Source organism: Streptomyces sp. NPDC022552, from assembly GCF_055561875.1.
The window spans coordinates 240,427-267,070 of the sequence record NZ_JBVHGJ010000008.1 but is presented as its reverse complement, the minus strand read 5'-3'; the positions used below and the strand labels follow the sequence as shown (position 1 = coordinate 267,070).

Sequence of the window (26,644 nt, the reverse complement as noted above, 5' to 3'; positions counted from 1 at the left end):
GAAAGGGATGAAACGTGCGATCCATATGGAACGGCGCCATTTCCTTCGGTCTGGTGAGCATCCCGATCAAGCTGGTGAACGCCACCGAGAGCCGGTCCGTGTCCTTCCGCCAGGTCCACGCCGCCGACGGCGGCCGGATCCGCTACCGCAAGGTGTGCGAGCTGGACGGCGAGGAGGTCTCCCAGGCGGAGATCGGCAAGGCCTACGAGGAGTCCGACGGGACCATGATCCCGATCACGGACGAGGATCTGGCGGCGCTGCCGCTGCCGACGGCGAAGACGATCGAGATCGTGGCCTTCGTGCCGGCCGGGGAGATCGACCCGCTCCAGATGGACGCCGCCTACTACCTCTCGGCGAGCGGGGCGCCGGCCGCCAAGCCGTACACGCTGCTACGGGAGGCGCTGAAGCGGAGCGACAAGGTGGCCGTGGCGAAGTACGCGCTGCGCGGGCGGGAACGGCTCGGGATGCTGCGGGTCGTGGACGACGTGATCGCGATGCACGGACTGCTCTGGCCGGACGAGATCCGGGCGCCGGAGGGGGTGGCCCCGGAGACCCCCGTCACGGTACGGGACGCGGAACTCGACCTGGCGGACGCCCTGATGGCGACGCTCGGCGAGGTGGACATCGCCACGCTGCACGACGACTACCGGGAGGCGGTCGAGCAGATGATCGCCGCCAAGGCGGAGGGCGGCGCCGCGGTGGCGCCCCCGGAGCCCGAGGCGGCGGGCGGCGGCCAGGTCATCGACCTGATGGCGGCCCTGGAGAGCAGTGTCCGCGCGGCGAAGGAGGCGCGCGGGGAGGGTGGCGGCGTCGCCGGTGTGACCGAGCTGTCTCCCCGCAAGACCTCCTCGCGTACGCCGAAGGAGACGGGCGCGCGGAAGTCCACGTCGAAGACGGCGGCGAAGAAGGCGGCCCCGGCCCGCAAGTCGACGTCGAAGACGGCGGGGGCGGGGTCCGGGGCGGCCGGTGGCAAGGCGGCGGCGAAGAAGCCCACGGCGAAGTCGACCGCGAAGACGGCCGCGAAGAAGACGGCGGCGAAGAAGACGGCGTCCGCGAAGAAGGCGACGCCGCGCAAGCGGTCGGCGTAGCGGCGAGGCCGGGAGCGGCGGCGGGGGACGGAGTTCCCCGCCCGGCTCCGCCGCCGGGGCGCCCTGACTCCGGCCCCGCTCACGGCGGGCGGCGGACTAACTCTTCAGCAGCTCCCGCAGCGACCCCTTCATGGCGGTCACGAACGCCTCCCGCTCCGCGTCGCCCACCAGATCGAGCGAGAGGTACGGATTGAGGTCCTCCAGCTCCACGAGCAGCAGCTCCCCGCCCGGAGCCCGGCATGCGTCGACGCGCTGGATGCCGTACTCCAGGCCGTTCCAGTCCACGAACCGGCGCGCGAACGCGAGGTCGGCACCGGTCGGTTCGTACCGCTCCAGCCTCCAGCGGGCGTCCGGGTCGGGCGCGTACAGCGCGTACTGGAAGGCGTCCCCGACGAAGTAGAACGAGACCTCGTACACGAACGGGATCCGGGGCTGTACGAGCATCCCGGCCGGGTCCACGTCCCCGAGGGCCGCCCGCTCCACGAACCGCAGACCGACCGAGTCCGCCCCGAGCAGCGGCTTGACGACGTACTCCTCGGCCTCCGGCAGCCGCGCGAACTCCTCGCGCCGGCCCGCCGTGGGAATGACCGGAAATCCCTCCCTCGACAGCTGGAGGAGATAGTCCTTTCCGGCCATGTCTCCCTTGCCGCTGAGTGAGTTGAACACCCGCACCCCGCCCTCGCGCGCCGCACGGGTGAAGGCGTCGTACGCCTCCTGGTAGTGGAGGACGGGTCCGCTGTTGCGTACGACCACGGCGTCGAAGCGGTCCATCAGCGCGGCCGCGTCCAGCGGGTGGCAGAGCGCGACGTCGAACTCCTCGCGCAGCCGCCCGGAGAGCCAGATGTCCTCGTCGCAGTACCGCCGCCCGCGCGCCTGATAGCCGAGGTCGGTGACGTAGAGAAGCGTCGCCATGCCTGGTCCCCTTTCCTCCGCTTCGCGTCCGTGGCCGGATCGCCAAAGGTTACGTGACGGAAACGCGGCGACGTCAGCTGTAACGGATCGGACTGCTCCGACACTTAACGTGAGCGAACACAGGTACGAAGAGCGAGAGGTGAGGCGGCAGCATGCGCTACCGGATCCTGGGGCCGGTGCGGGTTTGGCGGGGAGACGCCGAACTGACCTTGGGCCCCCCGAAGCAGCAGGCCCTGCTGGCCCTGCTGCTGGCGAGGGCGGGAGAGCTCCTCACGCCACAGGAGGTGATCGACGCCCTGTGGGAGGAGCCGCCCGGTAGCGCGGTCAACGTCGTGCACCGCCATGTCGGGGCCCTGCGCAGGCTCCTGGAGCCCGAACTGCCCAGCCGGGCGGCCGCGAGGCGGCTGCTTCGGGGGGCCGGCGGCTACCGGCTGCGGGTCGAACCGGGCGAGCTGGACCTGCTGCGCTTCCGGTCGCTGCGCGAAGAGGCCGGCCGTGCCACGGCGGGCGACCGCGCGAAGGGCGCACTCCTCGTCGACGCCCTCGGGATGTGGAGCGGACCCGCCGGTACGGGCCTGGCGCCGACGGTCGCCGCGCACCCGCTCTTCACCGCGCTCAACCACGAGTACCTGGCCACCGTCAAGGAGGCCGCCGACGCCGCCCTGGCGCCGGAGCGCGAGCACGCGCCGGCGCCCGGGCACGCCCACGGCGAGCGGGTGCTGACCCTGCTCGAACAGGCCACCCACCACCACCCGTTCGACGAGGCGCTGCACGCCAGGCTCATCACCGCGCTCGCCGCACTCGGACGGCAGGCCGAGGCCCTGGCCGTCCACGACTCCGTCCGCTCCCGGCTCGTGGGCGAACTCGGCGTCGACCCCGGGCCGGAGCTGCGTACGGCGCACGAACGGGTCCTGCGGCAGACCGTGCCCGTCGTGGTCCGCGCCGCGGACCCGCGGGGTGACGCGGCGGAACCGGAGACCCGCCCGCCCGCACCCTCGCTCCTCCCCGCCCAACTCCCCTCCGACATCGCCACGTTCGCCGGGCGACGGACCGAACTGGCGCTGTCACGCGAGCTGCTGGAGGGATCGGAGGGGCCGGAGGGGTCGGAGGCCGGGCAGAGCACCCCTGCCGCCGGCGGGGCCGCGGTGATCGCGGCGATCAGCGGCATGGCCGGCGTGGGCAAGACCACGCTCGCCGTGCACTGGGCCCACCGCGTGGCGCACCTCTTCCCGGACGGCCAGCTCTATGTGAACCTCCGCGGCTTCCACCCCACCATGGCCCCGCTCGGCGCCCCCGACGTCATGCGCGAGGTGCTCTCGGCGCTCGGGGTCCCGCCCCAGCGGGTCCCGGAGGACCCCCGGGCCCTCCCGGCCTTCTACCGCAGCTTTCTCGCGCCCCGCCGACTGCTGATCCTGCTGGACAACGCACGGGACTCCGAGCAGGTCAGGCCCCTGCTCCCCGGCACCCCCGGCTGTCTCACCCTCGTCACGAGCCGCCACCGGCTCGACGGGCTGGTCATCACCCACGCCGTGCGCTTCCTCGGTCTGGACGTGCTCTCCCGCGCCGAGGGCATCGAGTTCCTGGCGCGGCGGCTCGGCCTGGACCGGATCGCGGCCGAGCCCGAGGCCGCCGGTGACATCGTCGAGCTCTGCGGCCATCTGCCGCTCGCCCTCGCGATCGTCTGCGCGCGCGCCCTGCTCAACCCCCGGTTCGCCCTGGAGGCGATCGCCACCGAACTGCGCGCCACCCGGGGCAGCCTGGACTCCTTCGCCAGCAGCGACGCGAGCGCCGACGCCCGCAGTGTCTTCTCCTGGTCCTACCGTGCTCTCAGCCCGGCCGCCGCGCGCCTCTTCCGGCTGCTCGGCGGCGCGCACGAGGGGCCGGAGCTCTCCGTTCCCGCCGCCGCGAGCCTGGTGGGGGTGCCGGTACGGGAGGCCCGCCGACAGATCGGCGAACTGCTGGAGAGCCAGCTGCTCCTGGAGGAGGCGCCGGGCCGCTTCTCCTGCCACGAGCTGCTGCGCGCGTACGCCAAGGAGCTGAGCGAGGAACGGGACGACGAGGCGGAGCGGGCCCGGGCCCGGCGCCGGCTGGTCGAGCACCATCTGCACAGTGCCTGGGCGGCCGACGCGCTCCTCGCCCCGTACCGGGACCGGATTCCCCTGCCGTCCCTGGGCGACGGTGTGGTGCCGGAGGAGCTGACCGGCGAGACCCAGGCCGCGCGGTGGCTGCACCGGCAGCGTCAGGTGCTGCTCGCGGCCGTGGAGCGCGCGGCCGCGGACGGCGACGACGGCGAGGGGCTCTGCTGGCGGCTGGCCGCCACTCTGGAGCTCTTCCTCGACCGGGCCGGACGCTGGGAGGAGCAGCGGGTCATCCAGGAACGGGCCCTGCGCGCCGCCCGCCAGGCCGGTGACACCACGGGCGAGGCGTACATCCTGCGCGCGCTGGGATTCGCGTACTGCCGGCTCGGCCTGTACGAGGAGTCCCACGAGACGCTCTCGCGCGCGCTCGACCGCTTCACCGCCGCCGGTGCACCGGACGGACAGGCGACCGCCCACCGCAATCTGGCGTTCCTGAGCAACGCCAGGGGACAGCACGCGCAGGCGCTGGAGCACTACGCGCTGGCGTCCGCCCTCTACGAGCTGTCCGGACACCGCACGGGAGCCGCGGCCGTACTCAACGAGATCGGCTGGACCCATATCCTCACCGGCGCCTACGAACAGGCGCTGGACGACTGCGGCAGGGCCGTCCTCCTGCACCGGCGGAACGGGAACCGCAACGGCGAGGCCGCGGCCTGGGACAGCGTCGGCTACGCCAGACACCACCGCGGCGAACATCCCGAGGCGCTCGACGCCTACGCACAGGCGATCGCCCTCTACCGCGACATCGGGGACCTCAGCCTGCAGGCCGACACCCTGGCGCACCTGGGCGACAGCCACGCGGCCGCGGGGGACACCGCCGCGGCCGCCGTCGCGTGGCGCGAAGCCCTGGAACTTTTCGAGCACTTGGGGCATCCCGACGCTCAGCAGGTGAGGGAACGGCTCGCCGGACCCGAACTGTTCACACCGCTGGAGCCGCGGTGAAGCGGGACGTCACTTTTTCGGCACTGGACCCTGCCTACGCTGCCCTCGGACCGATCACGGATGATCATGCCGTGGCCGACGACCGGAACGGGCCACGCCGTTCTCCGATGCGCATACGGGACGGCCGATATGGACGATGGTTTCAGGACGAATCCATCTGCCCGGTCTTCCCGTTGACGAAACCGAGAAGAATGATGTCCTTACGTTCCGCTTTACGGACGCAGGTCACGGAGCACACCGCTGACGTTCAGAACCTCGTGGCAGCCGGATGCCTGCTTCCCGGTCGCCGGCGTGCCCGGCTTCGCGCAGGTCACCTCCGCGGTGACGGTCGAGTTCTCGGGAATTTCGATGGGGGTGACCCAGTGGTAGTCCTGATTCCGGAAGGTCTCCAGCGCGATCGTCGTGACCTTCCGCTCGCCGAACGAAATCGTGATGACGCCCTCGTCGCCCTGGAAGTTCGCCACGACCATGTCGGTGATGCCGAACACCTTCCCCTCGGGCACCCGGTACGTCCCCACCTTCTTGCCGCCGGCGCCCGTCTGGACGTCGATGGTGGCGGAACTCTGCTGACCGGGACCCGTCCGGACCGTACCGGACCCGCCGTCGCCCTGACCGCCGGAACCCTGGTCCTGCCCACCGGGCCTGTCGCTCGGCTTGGCCCGCGCCCTCTCCTGCTCGGCGGCCTCCTGCTGCTTCGCGGACTCCTCCTTCTGCGCGGCGGTCGCGGCCTCCTTCGCGGCGCTGCGCACCGCCGGCCGGACCAGCGCGAACCAGGCGACCAGCAGCGCCACGAGGAGCGCGAGCAGGATCAGCAGCCACTTCGGCAGGACCGGCAGCTGGACGAACTCGCCCTCGACGACACCCGACACGGCGGGCTCCCCGCCGCTCTCCGAGCTCCACGAACTCTGCGTGGACCCCGAGGTCTTGGCGATCCCCGACGCATCCGTGCCGCCCTCCGCCCCCTCGGCGGCCTCGGCGACCTCGATCTCGAAGGGGTGGCTCACCGGCTCGCCGAACCAGATCAGCGGCCGGACGCCCGCCTTCAGCGCGACCTCGGCGGACTCACCGGGCTCCAGGCGCTTCCGCTGCGGAGTGGTGCGCAGGCTCAGCTCCTCCCCGGCCTGCCGGCCGGCGAGAGCGAGCGACACGGGCGTGTTCCCCTGGTTCCGCAGGGCGATCCGGTAACGCGCCCCGCGCCAGCCGCGTCGACGGCGAGGTGCGAGCTCCTGGCGGACCTCGCGGAACGCCTCCACACGCACCGTGGTCTCCGGGACCACCACGTTCTCCGGGTGCTCCACGGGCAGGACACGCACGCCCAGCGGCTTCTCCCCGGCGCGGACGTCGGGGGAGCGCGGCGGAGCGAGCCGCACCGTCACCGTCTCGGAGGTGCCGGGATAGAGCGAGACACGGGCCGGCTCGACGGTGCTCCACGCGGCGCAGTCACCGACCACCGTGAACGTGTACGCCTCGACGATGTCGCTGTCGTTACGGACGTTCAGGGTGGTCGTCGCCTCGCCGCCGGGCGAGACCGTCACGGTCGGCATTTCGAGTTCGGCAGAAGTCGTCACGCTGGGAACCTAGGCCGCCAACGGGCCCTTCTCCAGGGACGCGGGGGACAACGACCGGGCAACACGGATGCCCCCACGGACCATCGCCGCACGGCCACGCGCCGCATCTGAACCACCCGCCGGCCGTAGACCCTCCGGCCGGCGGACGACCATGAAACGGGTGGAATGACATGACAAACAGCGATCAGTGCAATGCCAGGGTGTCGGTCTCGGTCTACGCCGAGGACCTGATCCTTCAGGCGGGTATCACCGAACAACTGCGCAGGCGCCCCGAGGTGGAGCTGCTGCCCGAGTCCGAGGCCGACCGGGCCAGGGCCACCCTGGTGGTGGTGGACACGGTCGACGACTCCACCGTCCAACTGCTGCGCCGGCTCCAGCGCAACACCGCCACCAGCACCGGGCTCGTCGTCGGACGTTTCGAGGCCGGCTCGCTCCAGACGATGATCGAATGCTCGGTCGCCGCCGTACTGCGCCGTTCCGAGGCCGACCAGGACCGGCTGGTCCACCTGGTAACCGCGCTGGCCAAGGGCGAGGGCGTCCTCCCCGGCGACCTGCTGGGCAAGCTGCTCGCCCATGTCAGCAGCCTCCAGCGGACGGTGCTCGACCCGCGCGGTCTGACCCTCTCCACCCTGACGACACGTGAGGCCGACATGCTCCGGCTGGTGTCCGAGGGCTTCGACACCGTGGAGATCGCGCAGAAGACCTCGTACTCCGAACGGACCGTCAAGAACGTGCTGCACGAGGTCACCACCCGGCTGCAACTGCGCAACCGGGCCCACGCGGTGGGCTACGCGATGAGGCACGGACTCATATGAATGCCCGAAAGAGCAGCCCACGCTTCCCCCGGGACGGGTACTCGGGCCCTGGTGCCGCCCGGCACCGGCTGTGACGCTCGACGACGGTGAACCGCTCCCAGACTGTGAGGTGGACGTGACCGGCACCCCCGGCCCGGTGGGCCGTATCAGGCTGGGCAGACTGTCCGTCGCCGTGGCGCTGATCGTGCCCCTGCTCGCGGTGAGTTCACCCCGTGCCGCCACCCCCGCCGCCGCGCCCGCCCGCGCGGCGGCGGACGCCGACGACACCGGCCGCATCGCCTTCGCGGGCACCGAGCACCGCTCCATGGGGCGCGTCACCGGCACCCCGGCCACGAGCGAACCGCTGCTCGGCGGCGGCCCGGCCCACTACGACACCGAGGCCTCGGCACGCGGGGACCAGGTCGTCTTCACCAGTCTGCGCGACGGCACGCGTCCCCAGGTGTACCTGCGGGACGCCGCCGGGGGCATCCACAAGCTGACCTCCGACCGCGACGCGGCCAACCCCGAACTCACCCCGGACGGCCGGTTCGTGGTGTTCGACTCCGCCGAACCCGGACCCGGCGGCACCCAGCGCGATCTGTGGATCGTGGGGACGGACGGGTCCGGAGCCCGCCCCCTTACCGAGACCCCCGCGAACGAGACCGCGCCCACCGTCTCGCCGGACGGCGCCAGGATCGCGTACGCCAGTGACGCCGACCCCCTGCGCGGCCGACAGATCCACCGCAGGCAGCTGGCCGGCGGCGTGTCCGAACGGATCAGCGACGGTCCGGCCGGCAACGCCGACGACCCCGCCTGGAACCCCGTCGACGACACCGTCAACCGCGACCTCGTCGCCTACACCCTCACCTTCGCGCCCGGCGGTCAGGAGACCGGACCGCGGCTGCGGGTGACCTCGGGCCGGGGCGCCGACGGGCCGCTCCTCTCGGGCGAACAGGCCGGCTGGAACACCCGGTCCGCCGCCTGGCAGCCCGACGGCGACACCATTCTCTTCCTCAGCCCCAACGGGCCGTGCGGCTGCACCAACCCGTACGACAGCGTCTACCGGGCCGTCGCCCACTCCACGGCCACCGCCGAGGTCGTCCTCTACGAAGACCGGGTCGTCGACTCGCCGACCTGGCTCGGCCCGCAGAACGGCGGCTCCGTCGTCGTCACCCGCACCACCGCCGAGGCCCGCTACCACGCGTACCTCCAGGACGTACGGCCCGACGGCTCCGACCCCCGCGACCTCGGCGTCAAGGTCCTGCGGGAGGACCCCGCCGCCAGGACCACCACCGACCCGGCGGCCGACCCGCTCTTCAACCCGTCCGCGGGCTACGACCCGTGGACCGAGCGGCAGAACTACACCCCCGACGGCCGGCGGATCGTCGTCACCCGCTTCCAGGGCGACCCCGAGACCGGCCGGACCGAGCAGATCTGGCTGACCGACGCCGACGGATCGAACACCACCCTGATGCCGCTCGCCGGACGGGGAGCCAAGGACTGGGACACCGACCCCACCTTCTCGCCCGACGGCAAGCTCCTCGCCTTCACCCGCACCTCGCCCGGCGGCGTCGGCCAGGCGTCCGGCCCCGGCCGCATCCTCGTCGCGGACGCCACGACCGGCGCCCTCGTCGGCGAGGTACGCCCGCCCGCCGGACAGACCGGCGGCGACGCCCAGCCGACCTGGTCGTCGGACGGCACGACCCTCGCCTTCACCCGTAACCACGTCATCGACGGAACGGGCGGCAACAAGCACATCTGGACCGTGCCCGTGAAGGCGCTCGACCAGCAGCGGAACCTGAGCGTCGAGCTCTGCCCCGGCAACTGCCAGGTGATCGACGACAGCCCCGCGTTCTCGCCCGACGGCAAGCGCCTCGCCTTCAACCGCAAGGACGGAGGCGGCCGGATCAACGAGCGCAACAGCGTCCTCCTGACCGACCTGACCGAGGGCGGCTGCCAGGTCGTCCTGCCGACGGGCCGCGACGGCGACCCCGACGGATGCCGCCGGGACGTCCCCGACACCTCCGCCACCGGCCCCTTCCAGCCGCGTGACGTGGCCTGGTCGCCGGACGCGAGCCGGCTCGTGTTCAGCTCCCGCCGGGCGCTCGCGCCCAACTCGCCGGAGGCCCTGTCCACCGTCGAACTCGCCACGGGTGCCGTCACGTCCCTGACCGGTGCCCTCCCGGGCCGTCAGAAGGAGCCCGCCTACCAGCAGTCGGTGAACCTGACCGTCACCGCGCCGCCCGCCGCCGACCCCGTGACCGAGGGCGAGTCCGGCACGGTGACCGTGACCGTCACCAACCAGGGCCCCTCCGCCGCCCCGGGCACGACCTTCACCGCCGCCGTCCCCCCGGGCGTACGGCTCGACGGGCTGACCCCGTCGAAGGGGCGGTGCGAGCCCGGGTCGCCGCAGTGCGACCTCGGCGTCCTCGACCCGGGGGAGAGCGTCACCGTGATCGCGCGGCTGACCGGAGTGACCCCCGGCGACCAGGTCATCGACTGGTCCGTCACCGGGGCCGTGATCGACCGCAGCCCGGCCGACAACGCGACCCGGACCCTCGTCCCCGTCGAGGACGCCCCGGTGCCCCCGACACCGACGCCGACGCCGACCCCGACCACTCCGGCACCCACGCCCACGCCGACCCCGCCCAAGCCCACCCCGCCGCCGCCCGCGCCCGAGGCCGGCCCCGCGCTGACCATCACCGCCCAGCCCGAACCGGGGTACGTCGGAGGCCGCGTGGTCCTCACGTACACCGTCCGCAACGGCCGTGAGGCGCTGGCCACCGGCGTCTCCCTGCGGCTCGGTCTGCCGCGCGGCATCCCGGCCGGGAAGGCCCCCGCCGGCTGCGTCGACGGCGTGTGCGCCCTCGGTGACCTCGCCCCCGGCGCCTCCACCGTCGTCACGATCGTCCTGTCCCCGAACAAGGCACTGACGGCCACCGCCACCGGCCGGATCACCACCTCAGGCACCGACGCCGACCCGTCCGACAACGCCGACCGGCAGCGGATCCGGATCCTCCAGCCGAAGATCGTGGCCGTACCGGCCGTCGGCAAGCCCGGGTTCGTGACCTCCGTGCGCGGCAAGGACTTCCCGCCCGGCACCGCCGTCACGCTCACCTGGAAGCCCGGCATCACCGCCGCGGCCGTGCCCACCGTCCCCAAGGCCGACGGAACGTTCATCTCCCAGCTGCTGATCCTCGCCAAGGACGAGACAGGACCGCGGATCATCACCGCCGAGGGGGCCGGGTTCTCCCCGGTCACCACGCCCTTCCTGGTCGTCACCGGCAACGTCGCTCCGCCCGACGAGGTGGCGCGCCGGTGATCCACGAAGTCGACGAGGGGCTGCGCCTGCTGCTCACCCAGGCCGGCCTGACCGACAGCGGGGTCGACCTGGTCTTCGACCCGCCGACGCGGGAGTGGGCGGCGCGCCGCAACGCCCCGACCATCAGCGTCTTCCTCTACGACATCAGGGAGGACATCGAACGGCGGCGGACCGGCAGGCTCGAGGAGTACGACGACACCGGGCGGATCGTGGCCTACCGCACCCCGCCCCGCTGGTTCGACCTCACCTACCTGGTCACGGCCTGGACCAACCGGCCCCAGGACGAGCACCGGCTGCTCTCCGAGGTGCTGCGGTGCATGGCCCGCACGGACGTGCTGCCTGCCCGTCTGCGCACCGGCACCCTGGCCGAGCTGGGCCTCGCCGTGCCCATCGAGGTGGCCGGGGGCGGCACGCAGGGCCGGTCGGCCGGAGACGTGTGGTCCGCCCTCGGCGGCGAGCTGAAGGCCGCGATCGACCTCAAGGTCCTCGCCCCGCTGGCCGGCGAGCTCCTCGACGCCGCGCCTCCGGTCACCGAAGGTCTTGAGGTACGGGTCGCCCCGGCGGCCTCCGACGACACCCCGTCGGGCCCCGGCCGGCGCCTGCGCTACGACGGTGCCGGCGACCCCGGCCCGCAGGGCTTCGCCGTCCCGCGCGACAGGCCCGCGCCGACCCGCCGCCACCGGGGGCCCGTCCGGTGATCCAGGACGACGTACGGACGTACGCGGACGTGGACGCGGATGTCCGAGGAGAAGGGAAAGGGGCCGGGGACCCCGCCGGGCTCACCCACCTCTGGGAGCGCCTGGCCCGTGTCGAACTGCGGGTCCGCGACGCGGTGGCGGCCCGCCACGCGACCGATCCGGCTCCGGACGACCCGTACCGTGGCCAGTACCTCACCCCGGAGGGCGCGGAGCGGATCCTCCGCGCCCCGGCGGCCTTCTTCCCGGGCTCCGCCGCCGCTCCCGCGGACGGGCCCCTCGCGGCACCCGGGTCCCGGCTGCGCCGCCTCGCCGAGGACTTCGGACTCCTCCCGCTGGACGAGGAGTTGCTGCTCGTCGCCCTCGCGCCCGATGTCGACGCCCGCTTCGAGCCGCTCTACGGCTACCTCAACGACGACCTCACCCGGCGCCGGCCGACGATCGGCCTCGCCCTGGAGCTGTGCGGGGAACCCGTCGCGGGCCCGGGGCGGTTCCGCTTCTCCACCGCCGCGCCCCTGATGCGCGGCGGCCTCCTGGAGATCACAGAACCCGACCGTCCGCTCCTCTCGCGCACCCTGCGCGTCCCCGACCGCGTCGCCGCCCATCTGCTCGGGGACGACGCGCCCGACGGCCGGCTCGCGGGCCTGGTCGACACGGGCGCGGACGCCCCGGGGCCGTACGACGAGACGGTGCTGCGCGTCGCGGCGGCCGCCGCCCCCGGCACCGGCCCGGTCCATCTCCGGGCCCGGGGCGGCGACGCCGGCCGGGTCGCCGTCGAGGCGCTCACCGCCGCGGGCCGCCGGCCCGTGGTCCTCGACGTCGGCGCGCTCACCACGGACCCCGAGGCGGCCCGGGTGCCGCACCTCCTCGCGACCGAGGCGCGGCTGTGCGGCGGCGGCATCGTTGTCGGCCCGCTCGAAGCCCTCGAACCGGAACGCCCGGAGCGGGCCCGGTGGTTGCGCGACCTGTGCGCCGCTTCGGTGGGCGTCCCGCTGATCACCCACGGCGCGAAGAGCTGGGACCCGCTCTGGTCCCGGTACAGCCCGGTCCCCTTCACGGTCGGCCCGCCCGCCACCGGACGCAGGGTCGCCCAATGGCGCCAGGCCCTGACGGACGCGGCAGCGATGGCGGCCTCAGCGGACACGGCGACGGCCGCCCAGGTCGAGGCCCCGCACCCGGCGCCCGTGACCCTGCCGGACGACGACGAGCTCGACGCCGCAGTCGCCTCGTACCGCCTCGACGCCGAGCAGGTGCGCAAGGCCGCGACGGTCGCCGTCCGTACGGCGGTCGCGCAGCGGCGCCCGGTCGGCCCGCAGGACCTGCGGGCCGCCGTCCGCGCCCAGAACGGCGCCGGCCTCGAACGTCTCGCCCGCCGCATCGACCCCGCCGTCGGCTGGGACGACCTCGTGCTGCCCCCGCCCACCCGCCGCCAGCTCGGCGAACTCGCCCTGCGCGCACGCCATCGCGACCAGGTCCTCGGCCGGTGGCGGATGCGCCCCGGCGGCGGGCGCGGACGCGGGGTGATCGCCCTGTTCGCGGGTGAGTCCGGTACGGGCAAGACGATGTCCGCGGAGGTCGTGGCCGCCGAACTGGGCATGGAGCTCTATGTGGTGGACCTCTCCACGGTCGTCGACAAGTACGTCGGCGAGACGGAGAAGAACCTGGAGCGGATCTTCGTCGAGGCCTCCGAGGTCAACGGCGTCCTCCTCTTCGACGAGGCGGACGCGATCTTCGGCAAGCGCTCCGAGGTGAAGGACGCGCACGACCGCCATGCCAACGTCGAGTCGGCGTACCTGCTCCAGCGCATGGAGTCCTTCGACGGGATCGCGATCCTCACCACCAACCTCCGGGCCAATCTGGACGAGGCGTTCACCCGCCGCATCGACGTCATCGCAGACTTCCCCATGCCCGACGCGCCGCAGCGGCTGGCACTGTGGGACCGCTGCCTGGGCCCCGAGATGCCCCGGGGCGACGACCTCGACCTGCCGTTCTGCGCGGACCGCTTCGAGCTCGCGGGCGGCTCGATCCGCGCCTGCGCGGTGACCGCGGCCTACCTCGCGGCGGAGGCGGGCCGGCCGCTCGGCATGGCCCAGCTCGTCTCCGCCGTGCTCCAGGAGTACCGCAAGCTCGGACGTCTGGTTCTGGAGAGCGAGTTCGGCCCCTGGCTGCGCGGGGAACAGAGGGCCTGACGACGGGCGCTGCCTGCGGAGGGGACAGGTCCTGACGACGGGCCTGGCTCCGGAGGGGACGGGGACCGGCGACGGGCCGACGGCCCCCCGAGCTGCCGGTTCGCCCCCTCCCACCTGCCCGTTCAGGCAGAGCCGTTGCCCTTCGGCGGGGACCTGCGGGCCTATGACCAGGCACGTCGGGGCGGTGAGACTCGTGGTGACCCAGAGGCCACTTGAAGGAGCGAGTATGCCGTCGTACCTCACCCCGGGCGTGTATGTGGAGGAGGTGCAGTCCGGTGCGCGGCCGATCGAAGGAGTGGGCACCGCGGTTGCCGCCTTCGTCGGCTTCGCGGAGCAGGGACCTTTCCACCGGCCGACGCTGGTGACCAACTGGGACCAGTACGTCCAGACGTTCGGCGGCTTCACCGCCGGCACCTATCTCGCCCACGCCGTCTACGGCTACTTCGCCAACGGCGGCGGCACGGCCTACGTCGTCCGTGTCGGTGGCCCGGCGGCCGGCCAGGCGGACAGCGGCCGGCCCGCGGCCCTCCAGGCGCCCGCGCCCACCGCGCTCGGCGGCTTCCTGCTGTCGGCCCGCCCCGGTACCGGACCGGAGGTCTCCGTCGAGATCGCCGACGCCGACGGCGAGAACCCGCCGGAGGACAAGTTCAAGCTGCTCGTCCGCCAGAGCGGCAAGGTGGTGGAGACGTACGACGCCTCCGTCCGCAAGAACGTCAAGGGCTATCTGCTCAACCTGGTACGCGAGTCGAAGCTCATCGAGGTCGCCGAACAGCCCGGCACCGCGCAGACCCGCCCCGAGAAGCAGACTCTCACCCTGCCGGCGGCCCCCGCCGCGACCCCGGCCGCCTCGGCCCCCGGCAGCGTCGTGCGGGTCGACCCGACCGAGTACGTCGGCGACTCCTCCGCCCGCACCGGCTTCGCCGGTCTGGAGGCCATCGACGAGATCACCATGGTGGCCGTACCGGACCTGATGGGTGCCCACCAGCGCGGTGAGATCGACGCCGAGGGCGTCAGGACCGTCCAGCTCGCCGTCATCTCCCACTGCGAGCAGATGGGCGACCGCGTCGCGGTCCTCGACTCCCCGCCGAGCATGAACGCGCAGCAGATCCGCACCTGGCGCCAGGACGAGGCCGGCTACGACTCGCGCTACGCCACGCTGTACTACCCCTGGATCTCGGTCTTCGACCCGGCCACCGGCCGCAACACGACCGTGCCCCCCAGCGGCCACGTCGCGGGCGTCTGGGCGCGCAGCGACGGCGAGCGCGGTGTGCACAAGGCCCCGGCGAACGAGGTCATCCGCGGCGCCGTCGACCTGGACATCCGGCTCACCAAGGGCGAGCAGGACCTGCTCAACCCGATCGGCGTCAACTGCGTCCGCGCCTTCCCCGGCCGCGGCATCCGCATCTGGGGTGCCCGCACCCTGTCCTCGGACCCGGCCTGGCGCTACCTCAACGTCCGCCGGCTCTTCAACTACCTGGAGGAGTCCATCCTCCTGGGCACCCAGTGGGTGGTCTTCGAGCCGAACGACGACCGGCTGTGGGCGAGCATCCGCCGGAACGTCACCGCCTTCCTCACCGAGGAATGGCGCCGGGGCGCGCTCTTCGGGAGCACCGCGGCGGAGGCGTTCTACGTCAAGTGCGACCGCGAGAACAACCCGCCGGAGTCTGTCGACCTCGGCCAGGTGGTGTGCGAGATCGGCGTCGCACCCGTCAAGCCCGCCGAGTTCGTGATCTTCCGGCTCTCCCAGTTCTCCGACAGCACCAGCCTCGTCAACGAGTAACAGAAAAGGTGAAAGCAGTCATGGCAGAGGGCGACGCTCTTTCCACTCATGTCTTCGGCGTCCAGCTGGGCGGCTACATGGTCGAGTCGATCCAGGAGATCAGCGGCCTGACCTATGAGGAGGACGTTGTCGAGGTCCGCCAGGTGACCCCCGACGGCAAGCTGCTCATCCGCAAGCAGCCGGGTGCGCGCCAGGCCGGCGAGGTGACGATCACCCGCGGCATGGACAAGAGCACCGAGTTCACCAAGTGGGTCAAGGAGACGCTGGAGAACGGCGCGGTCGACTCCGCCCGGCAGAACCTCACGATCGAGGTCAAGGACGCCGCCGGCGAGACCGTCCGCCGCATCCAGCTGATGCAGGGCTGGGCGAGCAAGTGGGAAGGGCCCTCGCTCAAGGCCGGAGAGTCCAGCGCCGCCACCGAGACGGTGACCATCACCTTCGAGGAGATCGTGATCGAATGAGGCGCAGGACGGTCACCTCGGGCAACCTCGAGGAACTCCTCGAAGCCGCCTCGTCGGCAGAGCGCGCGGCGGCCGCCACTCCGGCGGCCGCCCCCGCCCCGGCGGCGGCCCCGCCGCCGGCGCGGCAGCGCGAACAACTCCGGACCGAGTTCACCTTCGAGCTGCCGCGCGGGTACGTCGACGACGAGGGAACGGTCCATCGCACCGGCACCATGCGGCTCGCGACGGCCAGGGACGAGCTGCGCCCGCAGATCGACCTGCGGGTGAAGGAGAACCCGGCGTACCTGAGCGTGGTCCTCCTCAGCCAGGTGATCACCACGCTCGGCACGATCACCGACATCCACGCCGGGGTCGTCGAGCGCATGTACGCGACCGACGTCGCCTTCCTCCAGGACTTCTACCGGCGGATCAACAGCGAGGGGCACACGCACGCGGCGGTCACCTGCCCCCACTGCCAGGGCGACTTCGAGGTGGACCTCTCGGGCGGGCGCCTGGGGGAATCGTGACGTACGCCCTTCCCCGGCTGCGGGAGGAGATCGCGTACGTCGCCTACCACTTCCACTGGCAGCGCGAGGACATCCTCGACCTCACCCACGCCGAGCGGCAGCAGTGGGTGAGGGAGATCGCGCGGATCAACACACGGGTGAACGAAGGCGGGTGAGGTGAGGGCATGGGCTTCTGGGACAGGCTCCGGCGGGGCGGCGCACAGGCGCCCGCCGCGCCCGCGCCGAGCGACACGGCCGTGGCGGAGCCCGGCCGGGTCGCCGAGCCGCAGACTCCGGCCGGGCGCCCGGGCTGGGACGGAGGCTGGCGGGAGGTCGCCCCGCCGCCGGTCACCATCGCGCGGTCGCCCCTGGGCGTGAGCGACGGGCTGCGCTTCCGCTCGGGCCTCGCCTCCTGGCAGGACCCGACGCTCACGTCGGGGCTCGGCCACGGCCTCATGCCGTCCGCGCCCGCCGGCCTGATCCACGGGGTCGCCCGTCCCACCGGCGCCCCGCGTACGACGACGGTCGAGGGCGGCGGCCCGCTCCTGCTGCGCGCGGTGCGGCCGGACGCGGACCCGGACGCCGACGCGGGGGCCGACGCGGGCCTCGCGACGGGGTCGGGGACGACGTCCCCGGGCCCCGAGCACGCGGTCCAGCGACGCACCGGTACGACGGTTCCGGCGGCCGTACCCGCGCGGAGCCCGGGGCGGCCCGAGGCCGCCGACCCGCTGGTCGTCTCCCGGAGCAGGGGGAGCGGCCCTGCCGTGGCACCCGGAACCCCGGCGTCGTCCGCCTCCCCCCGGCGGACGACGCCGGCCCCGGAGGGAGCGGCGAAGAGCGGCCCCACGGCCACCGCGCCCGTGCTGGGTGCGGACTCCGGAGCGACGGACGCGCTGATGGTGTCCCGCCGGACGACGGACGGGAGCGCGGGCGGCGGTTCCGACCCCGTACCTCCGTCGGGACCGGGCGGTGCGGGGGCGGGCGACCCGCTGGTCGTGTCCCGGCGCACGGGAAGCGAGCCCGGTGCGGGCCCGTCCCCCGAGCCCCCGAAGCCGACCGGGGGGCCCAAGGACGGGGGCACGTACGGGAATCCGGGTACGCCCAGGAACTCCGGGACGGCCAAGGGCCCGGGTGCGGCCGGGAACGCGTCGGCGCGCACCGACCCGGGTACGCCGGACGGCCCGCCCAGCCACTCGGCCACGCCCAGCCACTCGGCCACGCCCGGCGACGCAGGTACGCGCACGCCGCGCGACTCGGCCACGGCCGGGCCCTCCGGCGCGCCCACGATCCTCCGCCGCATCGCGCCCGTGGCGCCGAAGCGGCCCGAGGCGAACGGACCCACTTCCCTGCCCCTCCTGGGACCGAGCCCGGACTCCTCCGGCGGCCCGGACGGGGCGCCCAGGAGTCCCGAGTCGTCCGCCACCCCCCGGAGCCGGCCGGCTCCTGTCCGGCCGCGCCCTGTCGGCGCGCCGTTGGTCGTGGCCAGGCGCCCGGCGACGGCACCGCGCGTGCTCGCTGCGGTTCCGCCGCGCGCCTCGGACACGACCGCCGAGAGTTCCGTACGAGAGGAGCCGGCACCGGCCGCCAAGGCGGACCGGAGCCCGCGCACACCGGCGCGGCCGGGTCTGGGCGAACCGCTCACCGAACTCCCCGTCACGGCACGGCGTATGGACCCCACGAAGGCGACCGACGCGACGAACACGACGACCCCGTCGCCCGCCCCGGCGGGCGACGCGCCGCCGCTGACCGTCATGCGGCGGACGACGGAGGCCGAGGGCACGACGGGCGGAACCCCGACCCGGCAGGGAGCGACGACCGGACCGAAGCCCACGACGCGCTCCGGTCTCGGTGCCCCGCTCCGGGAACTCCCGCCGACGGCCATGCCTGCGGCGCCCCTGCTCGGCGGCGCCACTCCGATGGCGCGACCCGACCGGCGACCGCCCACGCCCTCCACGCACGCGCCCGCGCCCGCGCACGGCAGCTCCGTGCAGCGTGACGTGGCGAACCCGGGCGTTCCCGTGGCCTCGGGGAACACTCCCGTGGTCCCGTCCGGGGCGCGTCCGGATCCGCTGGTTCCGGTGTCCCGTGCGGCGGTGGACAGCACGGCCGGTCAGGCTGGGGCGCGGGGCGGTTCGGCGTCTGCGGCGGGGCCCGCTGCGGTGGTCCCGGTCGCGGGTCCGTCCGGGACGCGCCCGGATCCTTTGGTTCCGGTGTCCCGTGCGGTGGTGGAGAGCACGGCCGGTCAGGCTGGGGCGCGGGGCGGTTCGGCGTCTGCGGCGGGGCCCGCTGCGGTGGTCCCGGCTGCGGGCGCGTCCGGGACGCGCCCGGATCCGCAGCCGGTGTCCCGTGCGCCGGGGAGGGCGACGGCCTCGGCCGGGTCCACCCCGCCCTCCGGCGGCTCGCCGACCGGACCGGCTGCCGCCCGTACCGCCGCCCCGGTCGGCCGGGTCGGCTCCACACCACGTACCGCCGCGCCCGCCGCCCCCGCCGTCCAGCGCTCGCGTCGGCTGCTCGCCGACCGCCCGCTCGTCGTCAGTACGGGTGTGCCCGAGGGGTTCTCGGCGCAGCCCGGCCCCGCCCAGGCGGCCGGGCGCGCCTCCCGCCCCGTCGTCGCCGCCTCCTGGCGCCGCGAACCCGCACCCGATCCGGAAGCGGCCCCCGCGCCCGCCTCCGCGCCCACTTCCGCAACCACGTCCGCTTCCGTACAGCGCACCGGCGCGGCCCCGCGCCAGGCCGGTTCCGCAGGCGGCCCGGCACCGGCACCGTCCTCGCGCGGACTGCTCGCCCGGCTGCGTCCGGCACCGGCCGCAGGCTTCCCGAACGGCCCGGCGGACCACCCGGTTTCGCCGGTCCCGCCCGGCGCCACCACGCCCGTACACCCGGCGCCCCCGGCCCCGGTCCAACGCGCCACTCGCCCGGAACCGGTGGCGCGGACCGCCCCGGCCAGCCCCGCCGTGCCCGTCGTACGCCTCGCCGCGCACCAGGTGTCCGGCCGGCCGGACACCGGGCGGACCGACGCCCCCGTCCAGCGCCTGGCTCACCCCCTGACGTACACGAGGGGCGCCGTACCCGGGGCCGTGGCGGAGCCGCCCGCGCCACCCGTCGCGCGCGCACCGGCCGCCGACCAGCGGCTCCGGGCGAAGGCCGTCCAGCGGATGGCGGACGCGGGCCTCAGCGGCGTCCCGGTGATCCCGGTCGCCCGCGACGTCTCGTCCACCTCCACCTCCACCTCGACCTCGACCACCACGACGAACACCAGCACCTCCACCTCCACCGGCACTCAGACCCCACCGGCCACCCCCCGCGGCAAAGAACTCGACGAACTCGCCAGGGCACTGATCGACCCGGTGGCCCGCCTGCTCCGGGCCGAGATGCGCCGCGGCCGGGAACGCACCGGCCGCCCCTACGACAACCGCCGCTGACCCGGGCCCGGTGACCCGCAGCACCCCCACCGGAACCCGTGACACCCCGCCAGACCCCGCACACAGAACGCGCCCCCCGGGGCAAGGAGAGAGATGACGGACAGCATCGTCGCGACGAGCGTGTTCTTCCGCCTCGCGATCGGCGGCAACGACCTGGGTGCCTTCCACACCTGCTCGGGCCTCGGCGCCGAGGTGGAGATGCACCAGTACGCGGAGGGCGGCAACAACGGGTTCTCCTGGCAGCTCCCCGGCCGCATCACCTGGTCCAACATCACCCTGACCCGGCCCGTCACCGCGGACACCGCCAAGATCGCCCGCTGGCTCGACGAGATCATCGAGCGGGTCGAGCCCAAGGACGGGGAGATCGTCGCGCTCAGGCCCGACCTCAGCCGCATCGTCAGCTGGCAGGTCCTCGGCATCGTCCCCGTGCGCTGGCAGGGTCCGTCCTTCGACCCGGCCAACTCCCAGGCCGCGATCGAGACCCTGGAGATCGCCCACGAGGGCCTGCGCCCGTCCTGACACCCACGCCCACCCACGGAGAGGAGGTACGCACACGATGGCACGCGCCCGAGCGAGCCGCGCCCGAGCCCAGCTGACGATCATGGAGCCGCCCGCGAAGGTCGGCGCCAAGCCGGGCGGCACCCTCGCCCGCGTCAAGCTCCAGTTCAACCCGTCGAGCCTGTCCCTGAGCAAGACCACCGAGTGGCGGCGCACGCCGTCACGGATGGCGGGCCAGTCGGCCCTGCCCGAGTTCGTCGGCAGCGGGCCGCGTTCGCTCTCCCTGGAGGTCTTCCTCGACGCGACCGCCAAGCACGACAACTCCGTCGAGCAGGCCGTGCAGCAGATGATGACGGCCTGCGTGCCCACCAAGGCCAGCCTGGCGCGCAAGACGCCGGCCAGCCCCTGGGTGCGGTTCGAATGGGGCACGTCGAAGACGACCTCGTTCGACGGCGTGCTGTCCAACCTCTCCGTCAGCTACACCCTGTTCGACGTCGACGGGAAGCCGCTGCGCGCCACCTGCTCGCTCTCCATCGAGGAGGCGAGCGTCGACCCGGCGGGCCAGAACCCGACGTCGGGCTCGCGCGAGGCACGCCGTACGCACCGCGTCGTCGCGGGCGACAGCCTCCCGCTCCTGGCCTGGCGCGAGTACGGCGACGCCACCGCCTGGCGCGTCATCGCCGAGGCCAACGGCATCGACGACCCCATGGTGCTCGCGCCCGGCACGGAACTCGTCGTGCCCGGCACCGAGGACGCGACCCCGGAGGAGGGACGATGAGCCCCGAACGCGGAGGCCGGTCGTTCGCGGCCGACCCGATCGTCGAGGCGCCGGCCGAACTGCCGCCCGCCTGGGTCGCCCAGCTGGTCAGCTGTGTCGTGGACGAGAACGTCGGACTGCCGGACACCGCCATGGTGACGTACCGCGACCCGAACCACGAACTGCTCACCGCCACCGGCATCACCATCGGCACGCCGCTGAAGATCTCGGTCGCGACGGTCCAGGGGCAGGCGAGGGAGCGGCTGTTCACGGGCGAGGTGACGGCCCTGGAGCTGGACTCCGACACCACGGGTTCGTTCACGGTGATCCGGGCGTACTCCAAGGTCCACCGCCTCCAGCGGGGCCGTAAGGTCGTCGCGTTCCGCAACATGACGACGGCGGACATCGTCCGGAAGATCGCCGCCGGGGCCGGTCTGGCCGTCGGCAAGGTCGAGGCCGCGCCGGTCACCCATCAGCAGCTCTCCCAACCCAACGTCTCCGACTGGGAGTTCCTCCAGTACCTCGCGGGGGAGAGCGGCGCCCACGTGCGGGTCGACGAGAAGGGCCTGCTCCAGTTCGTGAAGCCGAAGCCCGCCTCGTCCGCGCCGGCCCCGTCCACCCGGGCGACCGACGACCCGATGGTCCTGGAGTACGGCCGCAACCTGCTGGCCCTGCGCGCCGTCCTGACGGGCGCCGACGGGGCGAGCAACGTGGAGGTGCGCGGCTGGAACGTGACCGCCAAGACCCCGCTGGTGGCCAGCCGGCCCGCCGTCCGCAGCACCACCGTCACCCCGGGCCTCAACCCCTCGGTGGCGTCCACGTTCGGCAAGGCCGCGAAGGTCACTGTCACCGACACCCCCTACCGCACGCAGGCCGAGACGAGGGCCGTCGCCGGTTCGGTGGCCGCGTCGGTCAGCGCCGGGTTCGGCGAGTTCGAGGCGGTCGTCGAGGGGAACCCCATGCTGCGGGCGGGCAAGCCGGTCGCCCTCGGCAACGTGGGCGCCGCGTTCTCCGGCCGGTACACGGCGACCGCGGTCCACCACGTCCTCGAGCCGCACGGCGGCTACCGCACGACGGTCGTGGTCGGCGCCTCGCCCGACCGCTCCCTGACCGGCCTCGCCACGGGCGGGAACGCGCCCGCGCGCGGCTCGCGCATGCCGGGTCTGGCGATCGGCGTGGTCACCGACATCCGGGAGACGGGCGGGGCCCAGCGCGGCTGGGTGAAGCTGAAGTTCCCCTGGCTCGACGCCACGTACGTGACGGACTGGGTACGGACCGTCCAGTGGGGCGGCCAGGGCGGCGGCGGGGTGTTCAGCCCGGAGGTCAACGACGAGGTGCTCGTCGGCTTCGAACAGGGGCTCCTGGACAGCCCGTACGTGATCGGCGGCCTCTACAACGGCGTGGACAAGCCGTCCAGGCACGACGTTCCGCTGGTCGACCCGACGAGCGGCAAGGTACAGCGCCGTTCCCTGGTCTCCCGTTCGGGCCACCGCCTCGAACTGCTCGACACCCCGCGGGGCACATCCGGGGTACGCCTGGCCAGTGGCAACAAGCGGCTGGAGGTGAAGCTCGACGAACGCCTCAACCAGATCGAACTGACCGTCTTCGGGCCGGGCGGCAAACGGCCCCTGAGCTCCGTGACGATGACGCCCAAGGGCATCACGGTGGACGCGGGGATGGGAACGCTCGACCTGAACGGCCGGACGGTGAACATCAACGGCAAGGCGTCGGTGAACATCGACGGCAAGACGGGGGTCACGGTCGACGGCGGGCTGCTGGCGACGATCAAGGCACGGATGATCCGCCTCAACTGACGGGGCCGGGGGCGGGAACCCCGCACACGGCGGCGCGGCAACCCCGCACACGGCGGCGGGTGCCCGCCCTCCCCGCAGCACTACCGCTTCATCGTCATCGTCATCGTCGACAAGGAGAAAGAGAATGCCTCCCGCAGCCCGCGTCGGAGACCCCACGGCACACGGCGGTGTCATCGGCACCCCGCCGCCCGGTGCCCTCATGGTCCCCACCGTGCTCATCGGCGGCAAGCCGGCCGCGGTGACCGGAAGCCTGCACGCGTGCGTGCCGCACGCCTACCTCGGCCCGGCCAACGTGATCATGCCGAACCCGCGCGCCGCCGTGGGCGGGACCGTACTGATCGGCGGACTGCCCGCGGCCTGCGCACGCGACCAGACGAGCTGCGGGGCGCAGATCGTGGCCGGCGCGCCCAACGTCCTCATCGGGGGGCCGATGTGAGCGAGCGGTTCATCGGCCGGGGCTGGGGCTTCCCGCTCCGGGTGAGCCCCACCGGCGGGATCGGCATGGTGGAGCGCGACCGGGAGATCGAGGAGGCGATCCGCCTGGTCCTCGGCACGGCGCCGGGCGAGCGCCCGATGCGCCCCGAGTTCGGCTGCGGTATCCACGAGTACGTCTTCGCGCCGGGTGACGGCGAGACGGCCGGCCGGATCGGCCACGAGGTGCGGACGGCGCTGGAGCGCTGGGAGCCGCGGATCGAGGTCGACGACGTGGTCGTCGCGTTCGACGCGGTGGACGACGGCATCTTCTACATCGACGTCCGGTACACCGTCCGGTCCACCAACGACCTGCGGAACCTGGTCTTTCCGTTCTACTCCATCCCCTCCCACGAGGGCTCCGACGAGATGGGAGTCCGCTGATGGCCCTGCCCTCACCGAACCTTGACGACCGACGGTTCCAGCAGCTCGTCGACGAGGCGAAGCGGTACGTGCAACAGGCGGCGCCGGAGTGGACCGACCACAACGTGTCGGACCCCGGGGTCACGCTCATCGAGACCTTCGCGTACATGGTCGACCAGTTGCTCTACCGGCTGAACCGGGTGCCGGAGAAGAACTACGCCGCGTTCCTCGACCTGCTGGGCGTACGGCTGTTCCCGCCGACGGCCGCGACGGCGGAGGTCGACTTCTGGCTGTCCGCGCCCCAGCCCGACACGGTGATGCTGCGGGCGGGCGTCGAGGTGGCCACCGTACGGAGCGAGACGGAGGAGGCGGTGGTGTTCGGCACCGCCGCCGACCTCCCGATCGTGCCCAGCTCCCTGACCCGCCTGGTGACCGCCCCGGCCGGCGGCGAACAGACGGACCGGACGACCGCGCTCGGCGAGGGCCGGGACATCCCCTGCTTCCAGGCGGCCCCGGCCCCAGGTGACGCGCTGCTGTTCGGCCTGCCGACGGCCGTGCCGCACTGCATCGTCGCCGTCCGGCTCGACAGCCGGGTCGAGGGCGTCGGTGTCGACCCCCGGCAGCCTCCCCTCGTGTGGGAGGCCTGGGACGGCGCGCGGTGGGTGGTCTGCGAGACCGGGCCGGACACCACGGGCGGGCTCAACAGGCCCGGCGAGATCATCGTGTTCGTACCGGCGGGACACACCGCGTCCGTGGTCGCGGGCACGCGCGCCGGCTGGCTGCGCTGCCGGGTCACCGCGCCGGAGGCGGGCCAGCCGTTCTACTCCGAGTCGCCGACCATCCGCGAGGCCGAGGTGTTCACCGTGGGCGGCACGATGACGGTCGAGCACGCGGAGGTCGTGCACGACACCCTGCTCGGCGCCTCCGACGGGGTCGCGGGCCAGCGGTTCCGGCTCCCCCGCCCGCCGCTGCTGCTCGACGGCGCACCGGTCGAGGTCGAGGTGTCCTCGGCCGAGGGCTGGCAGACCTGGACCGCGGTGGACCACTTCGGCGACTCGTCGCCCACCGACCGGCATGTGGTCGTGGACGCGACGACCGGCGAGTTCACCTTCCCGCCCGCGCTGCGGGAGCCCGACGGCACGGTGCGCACCTACGGCGCGGTGCCCGACCAGGGCGCCCAGGTGCGGGTCCCGCGCTACCGCACGGGCGGCGGAGCCGGCGGCAATGTGGCGCGCGGTGCGATCTCGGTCCTGCGCAGCTCCGTCCCGTACATCGCCCGGGTCGAGAACCGCGAGGCGGCACGGGGCGGGGTGGACGGCGAGACCGTCGACAACGCCAAGGTGCGGGCGCCGCACGTGCTGCGGATACGGGACCGGGCGGTCACCGCCCAGGACTACGAGTTCATCGCCCGCGAGGCGGCCCCCTCGGTACGGCGGGTGCGCTGTCTGCCGGCGGTGGCGGGGGAGGGCGGTGCCGTACGCGTACTGATCGTCCCGGACGCGGTCGCCGACGAGGGGGACGACCGGCTCAGGTTCGAGCAGCTGATCCCCTCCGAGCAGGTCCTGTCGGCGATCACCGCCCGCCTCGACGAGCGCCGGCTGGTGGGTACGCGGCTGGTCGTGGAACCCCCCGCGTACCAGGGCATCACGGTGGTGGCCAGGCTGGTCGCCGAGCCGCAGGACGTGGACCGCGTGCGGGAGGACGCGCTCGCCGCGCTGTTCCGGCACCTCAACCCGCTGCACGGCGGCGCCGACGGCAGGGGCTGGCCGTTCGGCCGCCCGGTCCAGTACGGAGAGGTCTTCGCGGTCCTCCAACGGGCCGCTCAGAACGCCCTGGTGGAGGAGGTCCGCCTCTTCCCCGCCGACCCGGTGACCGGCCGCCGCGGCGCGCCGGTCGAGCGGATCGACGTGGCGCGCAACGCCCTGGTCTTCTCGTACCAGCACCAGGTGGTCGTGGCCCCCGGGGACCTGGGCGGCGTGACGTGACCAGAGCAGCGGTCCCCGGCCTGCCCAGCCGCCACCCGATCGGCGGCCTGCTCCCGGCCCTGTACGCGGAGGACGACTTCGCGCAGCGCTTCACGTCGGGCCTGGACACGGTCCTGGCCCCGGTGTTCGCGACACTGGACAACCTCCCGGCGTACTTCGACCCCGCGCTCACGCCCCCGGACTTCCTGCACTGGCTCTCGACCTGGCTGGGCGTCGAGCTGGACGAGGAGTGGCCGGAGGAACTGGCCAGAACGGTCGTCGCCCGAGCGATGGAACTCCATCGCCGGCGCGGCACCCGCCGCGGCCTCGTGGAGAGCCTGCGCCTCTGCCTCGGGGTGGAGGCGCGGATCGTCGACGGGGGCGGCGCCACCTGGTCGACGACGGCGGGCTCGGACCTGCCCCCGGCGCCACCGGGCGAACTCCTGCTCCTGGTCTGGCCGGTCCGTACACCGACGGTGAACGCCCGCCAGGTCCTGGACGTGGTCGCGGCGTCCTGCCCGGTCCACCTGACGTGCCGGGTGGAGATCCTCACCGGCCCACCGGAAGACGGAGGTAGCTGAGGTCATGCGCTCATGCCCGGACTGCGGGACGGCGAACGGCGAGACGGACGACTTCTGCGGGAACTGCGGGGCGTACCTGGGCTGGTCGCAGGAGGAGAAGAAGGAGCAGGAGCCGAGGGAGGAGAGGCAGGAAAGGCCGGAGAGGCAGGAAGGGTCGGAGAGGCAGGAAGGGTCGGAGAGGCAGGAAAGGGAGGAGGCACAGCTTCCCTTCCCACCGCCATCCGTGGCGGCACCCGAGCTCCCGTCGCTACTGCCGTCGGTACCGACGGCGGCGCTCGCGTCGGAACTCCCGTCGGGACTTCCGACGGAGCTCCCGACGGAGCCTCAGCCGGGATTCCTGAGGGGACTGCTGAGGGGATTCCAGCAGGACCTCCCGGTGGATCTCCCGACGGGACTTGCG

Annotated in this window: 20 protein-coding genes; 18 read left to right on the top strand and 2 right to left on the bottom strand. The window is 73.5% G+C overall.

The window, feature by feature from the left end:
• Positions 1-14 precede the first annotated feature (14 nt).
• Positions 15-1,088 carry a non-homologous end joining protein Ku gene (ku, locus tag ACZ3OF_RS22430; protein WP_361672582.1) on the top strand — a complete coding sequence of 358 codons (1,074 nt, stop codon included), beginning with the start codon at positions 15-17 and terminating at the stop codon, positions 1,086-1,088.
• A 96-nt stretch (positions 1,089-1,184) separates the two neighbouring features.
• On the opposite strand, the gene ACZ3OF_RS22425 is transcribed toward ku, so the two are convergent.
• Entirely contained in the window at positions 1,185-2,000 is an 816-nt protein-coding gene (locus tag ACZ3OF_RS22425) for an ATP-grasp domain-containing protein (protein WP_467306401.1), read from the bottom strand.
• Positions 2,001-2,152: 152 nt separating this feature from the next.
• On the opposite strand from ACZ3OF_RS22425, the gene ACZ3OF_RS22420 reads away from it, so the two are divergent.
• Positions 2,153-5,080 carry an AfsR/SARP family transcriptional regulator gene (locus ACZ3OF_RS22420; RefSeq protein WP_467306399.1) on the top strand — a complete coding sequence of 976 codons (2,928 nt, stop codon included), beginning with the start codon at positions 2,153-2,155 and terminating at the stop codon, positions 5,078-5,080.
• A gap of 212 nt (positions 5,081-5,292) precedes the next feature.
• On the opposite strand, the gene ACZ3OF_RS22415 is transcribed toward ACZ3OF_RS22420, so the two are convergent.
• Entirely contained in the window at positions 5,293-6,624 is a 1,332-nt protein-coding gene (locus tag ACZ3OF_RS22415; protein ID WP_361672723.1) for a COG1470 family protein, read from the bottom strand.
• A 194-nt stretch (positions 6,625-6,818) separates the two neighbouring features.
• Between ACZ3OF_RS22415 and ACZ3OF_RS22410 the strand changes: the two genes are divergently transcribed.
• The 16 genes from ACZ3OF_RS22410 to ACZ3OF_RS22335 all read left to right on the top strand — a co-directional run bounded on the left by ACZ3OF_RS22410 (position 6,819) and on the right by ACZ3OF_RS22335 (position 26,244).
• Positions 6,819-7,463 carry a helix-turn-helix transcriptional regulator gene (locus tag ACZ3OF_RS22410; protein WP_361672575.1) on the top strand — a complete coding sequence of 215 codons (645 nt, stop codon included), beginning with the start codon at positions 6,819-6,821 and terminating at the stop codon, positions 7,461-7,463.
• Positions 7,464-7,578: 115 nt separating this feature from the next.
• A complete protein-coding gene (locus ACZ3OF_RS22405) occupies positions 7,579-10,764 on the top strand; it encodes a hypothetical protein (protein ID WP_467306398.1) in 3,186 nt (1,061 codons plus the stop codon).
• A complete protein-coding gene (locus ACZ3OF_RS22400) occupies positions 10,761-11,462 on the top strand; it encodes a Pvc16 family protein (protein WP_361672570.1) in 702 nt (233 codons plus the stop codon). The genes ACZ3OF_RS22405 and ACZ3OF_RS22400 overlap by 4 nt, the downstream gene beginning before the upstream one ends.
• 29 nt (positions 11,463-11,491) lie before the next feature.
• The gene (locus tag ACZ3OF_RS22395) at positions 11,492-13,648 is read left to right on the top strand and encodes an ATP-binding protein (RefSeq protein ID WP_467306454.1); all 2,157 of its coding nucleotides are present in this window, start codon (positions 11,492-11,494) and stop codon (positions 13,646-13,648) included.
• Positions 13,649-13,874: 226 nt separating this feature from the next.
• On the top strand, positions 13,875-15,428 hold the full coding sequence (locus tag ACZ3OF_RS22390; RefSeq protein ID WP_467306395.1) for a phage tail sheath family protein: 1,554 nt from the start codon (positions 13,875-13,877) through the stop codon (positions 15,426-15,428).
• 20 nt (positions 15,429-15,448) lie between these two features.
• Entirely contained in the window at positions 15,449-15,889 is a 441-nt protein-coding gene (locus tag ACZ3OF_RS22385; RefSeq protein WP_361434746.1) for a phage tail protein, read from the top strand.
• Positions 15,886-16,395 (top strand): hypothetical protein, encoded by a 510-nt coding sequence (locus ACZ3OF_RS22380; RefSeq protein ID WP_361599444.1) that lies wholly within the window; start codon positions 15,886-15,888, stop codon positions 16,393-16,395. Before ACZ3OF_RS22385 ends, ACZ3OF_RS22380 begins: the two co-directional genes overlap by 4 nt.
• Complete coding sequence (locus ACZ3OF_RS22375; protein WP_018492281.1) at positions 16,392-16,550, top strand: DUF6760 family protein; 159 nt, start codon at positions 16,392-16,394, stop codon at positions 16,548-16,550. The genes ACZ3OF_RS22380 and ACZ3OF_RS22375 overlap by 4 nt, the downstream gene beginning before the upstream one ends.
• Before the next feature lie 9 nt (positions 16,551-16,559).
• The gene (locus ACZ3OF_RS22370; RefSeq protein WP_467306392.1) at positions 16,560-19,796 is read left to right on the top strand and encodes a hypothetical protein; all 3,237 of its coding nucleotides are present in this window, start codon (positions 16,560-16,562) and stop codon (positions 19,794-19,796) included.
• Between the two features lie 93 nt (positions 19,797-19,889).
• Positions 19,890-20,315 (top strand): phage tail protein, encoded by a 426-nt coding sequence (locus ACZ3OF_RS22365; protein ID WP_361434743.1) that lies wholly within the window; start codon positions 19,890-19,892, stop codon positions 20,313-20,315.
• A gap of 37 nt (positions 20,316-20,352) precedes the next feature.
• Positions 20,353-21,072: a CIS tube protein gene (locus ACZ3OF_RS22360; protein WP_361672563.1), complete on the top strand. Its 720-nt coding sequence runs from the start codon at positions 20,353-20,355 to the stop codon at positions 21,070-21,072.
• The gene (locus ACZ3OF_RS22355) at positions 21,069-22,865 is read left to right on the top strand and encodes a VgrG-related protein (protein ID WP_361672561.1); all 1,797 of its coding nucleotides are present in this window, start codon (positions 21,069-21,071) and stop codon (positions 22,863-22,865) included. The genes ACZ3OF_RS22360 and ACZ3OF_RS22355 overlap by 4 nt, the downstream gene beginning before the upstream one ends.
• 124 nt (positions 22,866-22,989) lie before the next feature.
• Positions 22,990-23,301 (top strand): PAAR domain-containing protein, encoded by a 312-nt coding sequence (locus tag ACZ3OF_RS22350; RefSeq protein ID WP_361672559.1) that lies wholly within the window; start codon positions 22,990-22,992, stop codon positions 23,299-23,301.
• Positions 23,298-23,720, top strand: a complete 423-nt coding sequence (locus ACZ3OF_RS22345) for a GPW/gp25 family protein (protein ID WP_361672557.1) — start codon at positions 23,298-23,300, stop codon at positions 23,718-23,720. The genes ACZ3OF_RS22350 and ACZ3OF_RS22345 overlap by 4 nt, the downstream gene beginning before the upstream one ends.
• On the top strand, positions 23,720-25,684 hold the full coding sequence (locus ACZ3OF_RS22340; RefSeq protein WP_361672555.1) for a putative baseplate assembly protein: 1,965 nt from the start codon (positions 23,720-23,722) through the stop codon (positions 25,682-25,684). The genes ACZ3OF_RS22345 and ACZ3OF_RS22340 overlap by 1 nt, the downstream gene beginning before the upstream one ends.
• Positions 25,681-26,244 carry a phage tail protein gene (locus tag ACZ3OF_RS22335; protein ID WP_467306387.1) on the top strand — a complete coding sequence of 188 codons (564 nt, stop codon included), beginning with the start codon at positions 25,681-25,683 and terminating at the stop codon, positions 26,242-26,244. The genes ACZ3OF_RS22340 and ACZ3OF_RS22335 overlap by 4 nt, the downstream gene beginning before the upstream one ends.
• Positions 26,245-26,644 lie beyond the last annotated feature (400 nt).